The 7,186-nt window shown below is 62.9% G+C and carries 7 protein-coding genes; 4 read left to right on the top strand and 3 right to left on the bottom strand.

The window, feature by feature from the left end; translation table 11 throughout:
• Positions 1-126: 126 nt before the first annotated feature.
• The 3 genes from AB2N08_RS14650 to AB2N08_RS14640 are packed head-to-tail and all read right to left on the bottom strand — an operon-like array spanning position 127 to position 2,119.
• A complete protein-coding gene (locus AB2N08_RS14650; protein WP_367611393.1) occupies positions 127-918 on the bottom strand; it encodes a UDP-2,3-diacylglucosamine diphosphatase in 792 nt (263 codons plus the stop codon).
• 31 nt (positions 919-949) lie between these two features.
• Positions 950-1,441 (bottom strand): peptidylprolyl isomerase, encoded by a 492-nt coding sequence (locus tag AB2N08_RS14645; RefSeq protein WP_367611392.1) that lies wholly within the window; start codon positions 1,439-1,441, stop codon positions 950-952.
• A 60-nt stretch (positions 1,442-1,501) separates the two neighbouring features.
• Complete coding sequence (locus tag AB2N08_RS14640) at positions 1,502-2,119, bottom strand: peptidylprolyl isomerase (RefSeq protein ID WP_367611391.1); 618 nt, start codon at positions 2,117-2,119, stop codon at positions 1,502-1,504.
• 274 nt (positions 2,120-2,393) lie between these two features.
• On the opposite strand from AB2N08_RS14640, the gene cysS reads away from it, so the two are divergent.
• The 4 genes from cysS to tilS all read left to right on the top strand — a co-directional run bounded on the left by cysS (position 2,394) and on the right by tilS (position 7,043).
• The gene (gene cysS, locus AB2N08_RS14635) at positions 2,394-3,794 is read left to right on the top strand and encodes a cysteine--tRNA ligase (protein ID WP_367611390.1); all 1,401 of its coding nucleotides are present in this window, start codon (positions 2,394-2,396) and stop codon (positions 3,792-3,794) included.
• Positions 3,794-4,486 (top strand): DNA-3-methyladenine glycosylase family protein, encoded by a 693-nt coding sequence (locus AB2N08_RS14630; protein WP_367611389.1) that lies wholly within the window; start codon positions 3,794-3,796, stop codon positions 4,484-4,486. The genes cysS and AB2N08_RS14630 overlap by 1 nt, the downstream gene beginning before the upstream one ends.
• A gap of 106 nt (positions 4,487-4,592) precedes the next feature.
• Positions 4,593-5,570 (top strand): acetyl-CoA carboxylase carboxyltransferase subunit alpha, encoded by a 978-nt coding sequence (locus tag AB2N08_RS14625; protein ID WP_367611388.1) that lies wholly within the window; start codon positions 4,593-4,595, stop codon positions 5,568-5,570.
• A 48-nt stretch (positions 5,571-5,618) separates the two neighbouring features.
• Positions 5,619-7,043 carry a tRNA lysidine(34) synthetase TilS gene (tilS, locus tag AB2N08_RS14620; protein ID WP_370662420.1) on the top strand — a complete coding sequence of 475 codons (1,425 nt, stop codon included), beginning with the start codon at positions 5,619-5,621 and terminating at the stop codon, positions 7,041-7,043.
• Positions 7,044-7,186: the final 143 nt, after the last annotated feature.

The raw sequence follows: 7,186 nt of genomic DNA, 5'->3' as shown, positions 1-7,186 counted from the left end.
GTTGGCACAAGCTGGTCTTCACCTCAATTGGTAGTAGCTAACCACCAATGAGAACAAGATACAAGGGTTGGCGGCTACGCCGCCGACGCGTTCAACCGCAGCGTAATCGGCCCGCGCTCGAGTCCGTCACGCGTTGTTTGAACGCGTCGGCGGCGAAGCCGCCTCGGCCGGCCGCGCCAACCCTACCGGTGTAATGGTGCCATCCGGGTATAACGCGATCCAGCCGCCACGGGCCGGATCATCGTCGAGTTCCCAGTCGGGCAGCACATAGCGCAGCTTGTCGCCGTGCGCATGCACGGCCGGCCGGTGCGTGTGCCCGTGAATGATCACGTCGGCATCAAACGATGCAAAGACATCCGCTACCGCCTCTGGCGTGACATCCATCGTCTCGTACGATTTGCCGGTGTGCGCTTCGCGCGAGCCTTCACGCAGCCCGGCGATGATGCCCTTGCGCTGCGCCAGCGGCATGCCGAGAAACTGCGCCTGCCATGCCGCATCACGCACTTGGGCACGGAACGCCATGTATTTGGTATCCAGCGTGCACTGCGCGTCGCCATGCACGAGCGCGATACGGCGCCAGCCAGCCTCGATCACATGGGGTTCTTGCAGGATGCTCAAGTGCGCCGCATCTGCGAAGCCGGGCCCGACGAGAAAATCGCGGTTGCCGGCGATCCAGAACACGGCCACGCCGGCGTCGGAGACAGCGCGGATCGCGGTGATAATGGTCTGGTGGAACGGATCGGCGAGATCATCGTCGCCGGCCCAGTATTCGAAGATATCGCCGAGCAGGTACAGCTGCTCGGCATGCACCGCGTGCGCAGTCAAAAAATGCAGGAACGCATCGACTGTGTGCGGATGCGAGACCTGCAGGTGCAGGTCGGAGATGAACAGCGCGAACGGGCGCGCAGGCAGCGTCATCGGAAGGGCAGATGCTGGTGCGCGCCGCGCATTACAGGACTTCGATTTTCTCGATGATGACAGCGTCGACCGGCACGTCGGAGTGCATGCCGCCGCGGGCCGTCTTGACGTTGTTCAGTGCATCGACGACTTCCTGGCCTTCGGTGACTTTACCGAACACGGCGTAACCCCAGCCGTCCTGGCCCGGGTAGTCGAGGAAGGCATTGTTCTTGGTGTTGATGAAGAACTGGGCCGATGCCGAGTGCGGATCCGACGTACGGGCCATGGCCAGCGTGTACTTGTCGTTCTTCAGGCCGTTCTTGGCTTCGTTCTCGACCGTTGCCGGGGTCGGCTTTTGCTTCATGCCTGGCTCGAAACCGCCGCCCTGGATCATGAAGTCCTTGATCACGCGGTGGAAGATCGTGTTGCTGAAGTGGCCCTTGTTGACGTAGTCGATGAAGTTGGCAACGGTCTTCGGTGCTTTTTCAGCGTCCAGTTCAGCGGTGATGTTGCCCTGGTTCGTGGTGATGAGGATAGTCGTCATGATGTGTCCTTGTAGTTTGGTTTATAAGCGTGCGCGCCGGACGCTGGCGCGGCTGAGCCGTTATTTTACTAGCTTGTCGCGCTGAAGCAGCGTCACGGACGTAATCTTGATCGGCACGACCGGCACGTTCTGCATGCCGCGCACGTCGTCGACCACCACCGCCTTGATCTTGTCCACGGTTTCCTGGCCCTTGATCACCTTGCCGAACACGGTGTAACCCGAGCCGCCGACGAACGGATGATCGATGCCCGAATTGTCGGCCACGTTGATGAACCACTGCGATGTGGCGCTATCGGGGTTGTCTTCGCGCGCCATCGAGATCGTGTACGGCTGGTTCGACAGGCCATTGTTCGATTCATTCTGCACGGGCTTGAGCGTCTTGCGGCCTTCGAACTTTTCGTTCATGCCGCCGCCCTGGATCATGAAGCCATCGATCACGCGGTGAAAGATCGTGCCCTTGTAAAAGCCCGACTTGGCATAGGCCGCGAAGTTGGCCACCGTCTTGGGCGCTTTTTCGTTATCGAGCTCGACGACGATCTCGCCCATGCTGGTCTTGATCGAATACTGGGGCATGTCAGCCGCCAGCACGGTGCCCGGGAACAGCAGGCCGCAGGCGAGGGCGGCGGTGGCGCCAGCCATGCGCACGAGGGCGAAGCGGCGGTTGAGTGACGATGACATCTGGCTTCCTGTGATGGACCGCGCGCATGGCGCTGTCAAGGGTTGTCCCGAAAATAAAGCTGGTCCGTATGGGGCCAGCCGTGTTTTTATCAATGCTATACTTTACAAGAAGCGTTTACAAATAAACGTCCCATTCTATCAAATAAGAATAACACCGAGGACCCAGGCGAACCCCACGCCGCACCCGTCCGGCTGGCGCGCAGAGAGTGCTGCGCCGGGACGGTCGTTGCGGTATTGGCGGCGGTTCGCCGGCCTTGTTCGAACCGAAAATTCAATGAGCCAACTCAAGATCTACAACACGCTGGCGCGTGACAAGCAGGTATTCGTTCCCAAGGTCGCCGGCAAGGTCGGCATGTATGTCTGCGGCATGACCGTCTACGATTACTGCCACGTCGGCCACGCGCGCATGATGATGGCATTCGATGTGGTGTACCGCTGGTTGCTGGCGTCCGGGTACGACGTCAACTACGTGCGCAACATCACCGACATCGACGACAAGATCATCAAGCGCGCCGTTGAAAATGGCGAGACCATCGGTTCACTGACCAGCCGCTTCGTGCAGTACATGGACGAAGACACGGCCGCGCTCGGTATTCTGCCGCCGACCGTCGTGCCGCGCGCCACCGAATACGTGCCGCAGATGCTGTCGATCATCGACAAGCTCGAGCAAAAAGGCCTGGCCTACAAGACCGACGATGGCGACGTCAACTACGCCGTGCGCGGCTTCGACGGTTACGGCAAGCTCTCCGGTAAATCGCTCGACGACCTGCGCGCCGGCGAGCGCGTCGACGTCAATACCGGCAAGCGCGATCCGCTCGACTTCGTACTGTGGAAGGCAGCGAAAGAATCCGAGCCTGCCGAGGCCAAATGGGATTCGCAGTGGGGCCAGGGCCGGCCGGGCTGGCACATCGAGTGCTCGGCCATGTCGTGCGCAACCTTGGGCGAACACTTCGACATCCACGGTGGCGGCGCCGACCTGCAGTTTCCGCACCACGAAAACGAGATCGCCCAATCCGAGGGCGCGTTCGGCGCGCCGATGGTCAACTACTGGCTGCATAACGGTTTTGTCCGCGTCGATAACGAGAAGATGTCCAAGTCGCTGGGCAACTTCTTCACGATCCGCGACGTGCTCAAGAAGTACGACGCCGAAGTCGTGCGCTTCTTCATCCTGCGCGCCCACTACCGTAGCCCGCTCAACTATTCCGACGTCCATATCGACGACGCCAAGGCCGCACTGACCCGCCTGTACACGGCGCTCAATGGCATCGACCTGGGCAGTGAGCCGGTGACGGTCGATTGGGACGAAGCCCACGCCAGGCGCGTGCGGGATGCAATGGACGACGACTTCAACACGCCGCTGGCGGTGGCCGCGCTGTTCGACCTGGCCGGCGAGGTCAACCGGTCCAAGTCGCTGGACGCCGCCCGCCAGCTCAAGGCGCTTGCCGCCGTGCTGGGCCTGCTCGAGCGTGCGCCGCAAGCGTTCCTGCAGGCGGGCAGCCCCGATGCGGGCGAGGGCGGTTTCGACGAAGCGGCGATCCAGGATGCAATTGCACGCCGCGCCGCCGCCAAGGCAGCGCGCGATTTCGCCGGCGCCGACGCTATCCGCAAGCAATTGACTGAGGCGGGCATCGTCCTGGAAGACAAGGCCGACGGAACGACCTGGCGCCGTACATAATGCCAGCGAACAAGGACAAGTCGGGCAGCGTGGCTGCATTGGCCAGCGTTTCGCCGCCAGCGCACGACGCACTTGCCGTGCCGATCTACTGGGCCGAAGCCAAGCGCGAGCTGATGCAGCGCGACCGCATCATGAACAAGCTGATCCCGCAGTTCGGCGACCTGCACCTGCGCGGCCAGCCCGATCCGTTCACCACGCTCGCACGCTCGATTGTCGGTCAGCAAGTCACGCCAAAAGCGGCCGACCTGGCCTGGGGCAAGCTGCTGGCCGTGTGCCCGAAACTGGCCCCGAGCCAGATCATCAAGCTCGGCGCCGTGGAGCTGTCGGGCTGCGGCCTGTCCAAGCGCAAGACCGAATACATCCTCGACCTGGCCGATCATTTCAAGGCCAAGCGCGTGCATGCCGACCTGTGGTCGGAAATGGATGACGAAGCGGTTATCGCCGAGCTGATCCGGATTCGCGGCATCAGCCGCTGGACCGCCGAGATGTTTTTGATATTCAATCTGCTGCGGCCGAACGTGCTGCCACTCGACGATCCTGGCCTCATCCAGGGCATCAGCCAAAACTATTTCTCAGGCGAACCAGTATCGCGCAGCGATGCGCGCGAGGTGTCCGCGAACTGGGAACCCTGGCGCACGGTGGCGACATGGTATTTGTGGCGCAGCCTGGACCCGGTCGCCCCTGCGGCTTGAGCTCCCGGGTTTGAGCCCCCGAAGCGCCGCCGGCTTACGGTAGAATAGCGCCCTGATCCGCCGCGCAGCCTCACGGCGCGGCCAAGACATTACCCCCGGAGTTACAATGACTAAATTAACTTTCCTCGATTTCGAGCAGCCGATCGCCGAGCTCGATTCCAAGATTGAAGAGCTGCGGTTCGTACAAGATGATTCCGCCGTCGATATCTCCGAGGAGATCGATCGCCTGGACAAGAAAAGCCAGCAGCTCACCAAAGACATCTATGCCAAGCTGACTCCGTGGCAAGTGTCGAAGATTTCGCGTCACCCGCAGCGTCCGTACACGATGGATTACGTGAACGCGATCTTCACCGATTTCCACGAACTGCACGGCGACCGCACCTTCGCCGACGACCAGTCGATCATCGGCGGCCTGGCCCGCTTCAACGGCCAGCCCTGCATGGTCATCGGTCACCAGAAAGGCCGCGACACCAAAGAGCGCGCGATGCGCAACTTCGGCATGCCCAAGCCCGAAGGCTACCGCAAGGCCATGCGCCTGATGAAGCTGGCCGAAAAATTCGGCCTGCCGATCTTTACTTTTGTCGACACCCCAGGCGCGTTCCCGGGCATCGAAGCCGAAGAGCGCGGCCAGTCCGAGGCCATCGGTCACAACCTGTACGTGATGGCCGAACTGAAAGTGCCTTTGATCGCCACCATCATCGGTGAGGGCGGTTCGGGCGGCGCGCTGGCCATTGCCGTGGGCGACGCGGTGCTGATCCTGCAATACGCGACGTACTCGGTGATTTCGCCGGAAGGCTGCGCGTCGATCCTGTGGAAGACGTCCGAGCGCGCGCCCGAAGCCGCCGACGCTCTTGGCCTGACCGCGCATCGCCTGAAGGCCATGGGCCTGGTCGACAAGATCGTCAACGAGCCGCTCGGCGGCGCGCACCGCGATCCGAAACAGATGGCGCAACTGCTCAAGCGCGCACTGGCCGACACGCTGCGCCAGTTCCAGGGCATGAAGACCAAGGACCTGCTCGAAGCCCGTCACGCCAAGCTGATGGCATACGGTAAGTTCAAGGAAACGCTGCCGCGGGAAGAGTGAGTCCGACGTGTAAGCCAGGCAAGCAAGCGAACCGAGTGAGTTGCAACAGTGAGCAGAACCAATCGCGGGACCGATCCAGCCGGATCGGTCCCGGCAGCATGTAACGAGGCGCTCGCGCGCCTGCACACCCAGTACGCCCCCGCCTCGATCGCGATCGCCCTCAGCGGCGGCCTCGATTCGATGGTCTTGCTGCACCTGGCCCATGCCTGGTGCACGCAACAGGGCATTCGACTATCCGCCTTCCATGTTCACCACGGACTGAGCCCGAACGCCGACGCCTGGCTTGCGCATTGCGAGCGCAGCTGCGCTGCGCTGGGTGTGCCGTTCGACCATCGCCGCGTGACCATTGCGGCCGATGGTTCCGGCGTGGAAGCGGCCGCGCGGCGTCCGCGCTACGCGGCGCTGGGCGCCATGTGCCGCGCGCACGGCGCATCGCTGTTGCTCACCGCCCATCACCTCGACGACCAGGCCGAAACCGTGCTGCTGCAATTGCTGCGGGGCTCGGGCCCGGCCGGTCTGTCGGGCATGGAAGCGGCCAATCGCTCGCCCGGCTTGCTGGGCGACGACGCCACCGTGATGGCGCGGCCGTTGCTCACGCAGCCGCGCGCCGCGCTCGAGGCGTATGCGGCCACGCACGCGCTGGCCTGGGTCGAGGATGAATCCAACGAAGACGCACGTTATGCGCGAAATGCGCTGCGCCACCAGGTGATGCCGGCGCTGGCCGCGAACTTCCCCGGCTTCCAGGCGCGCCTGGCGCGCGGCGCGGCCCATGTCGCATCGGCCCAGCGCATGCTGGAAGAACTGGCGGCGCAAGACCTTGCCGCCTGCCTGGTTGGCGACGCCGTCGATCTGGCGGTGCTGGGCGCACTCAGCGCCGATCGCATCGACAATTGCCTGCGCCACCTGTTTGCCGCGCGCGGATTGGCGATGCCATCGACGGCATGGCTGGCAGAGATGGTGTGGCAATTGTTCTCGGCGCGCGAGGATGCGCAGTTGAAAGTCACGCATCCCGACTGTCATATTCGCCGCCATCGCGGCAAGCTGTTCCTGACGCCGCACCTGCCGGAGCTGAGTGGCATGCGCGACCCGGACGATCTCGGCGTGTTCGTGAAGGAAGGGGAGCGTTTCCGCTGGCAGGGTGAAGCGTCGATCGCGTTTCCGGCGTATGGCGGCGTGCTGCATTTTGTGCCAGCTGAACATGGCTTCGACGCCGCCTGGTTACGGGCGCTGCCGTTGATGATCGATTTCCGCAAGGGTGGCGAGCGGCTGAAGACGGCAGCCAACCGGCCCACGCGCGGGTTGAAGGCGCATTTCCAGGCACTGGGCGTGCCGGCCTGGGAGCGTGAACGGCTGCCGACCGTCAGCCGCGGGCGCGACCTGCTGTTCGCGGCCGGCATCGGCATGGATTGCCAGCATCTGCTGGACGCAGGCGAGGGGCTGATCGAACTACGCTGGGAAGCGTCCGCTGCCTGACTTGTCTAGGCGGCTTCGTTGCGAAACGCATTAGGTTATTTTCTTTTCGTATAGCTTTTGCGCCGACTAGCCTTGTGATGCCGCGATGCACCATGCTAGAGTAAGGGTCCCCTTTTGATCCTTACCCAAGCTGGAACCCTTCC

It is taken from the genome of Massilia aurea (assembly GCF_040790145.1).
Taxonomy (GTDB): Bacteria; Pseudomonadota; Gammaproteobacteria; order Burkholderiales; family Burkholderiaceae_D; genus Telluria; species Telluria aurea_C.
The sequence above is the reverse complement of the archived record's forward strand: the minus strand, read 5'-3'. Positions and strand labels throughout refer to the sequence as shown.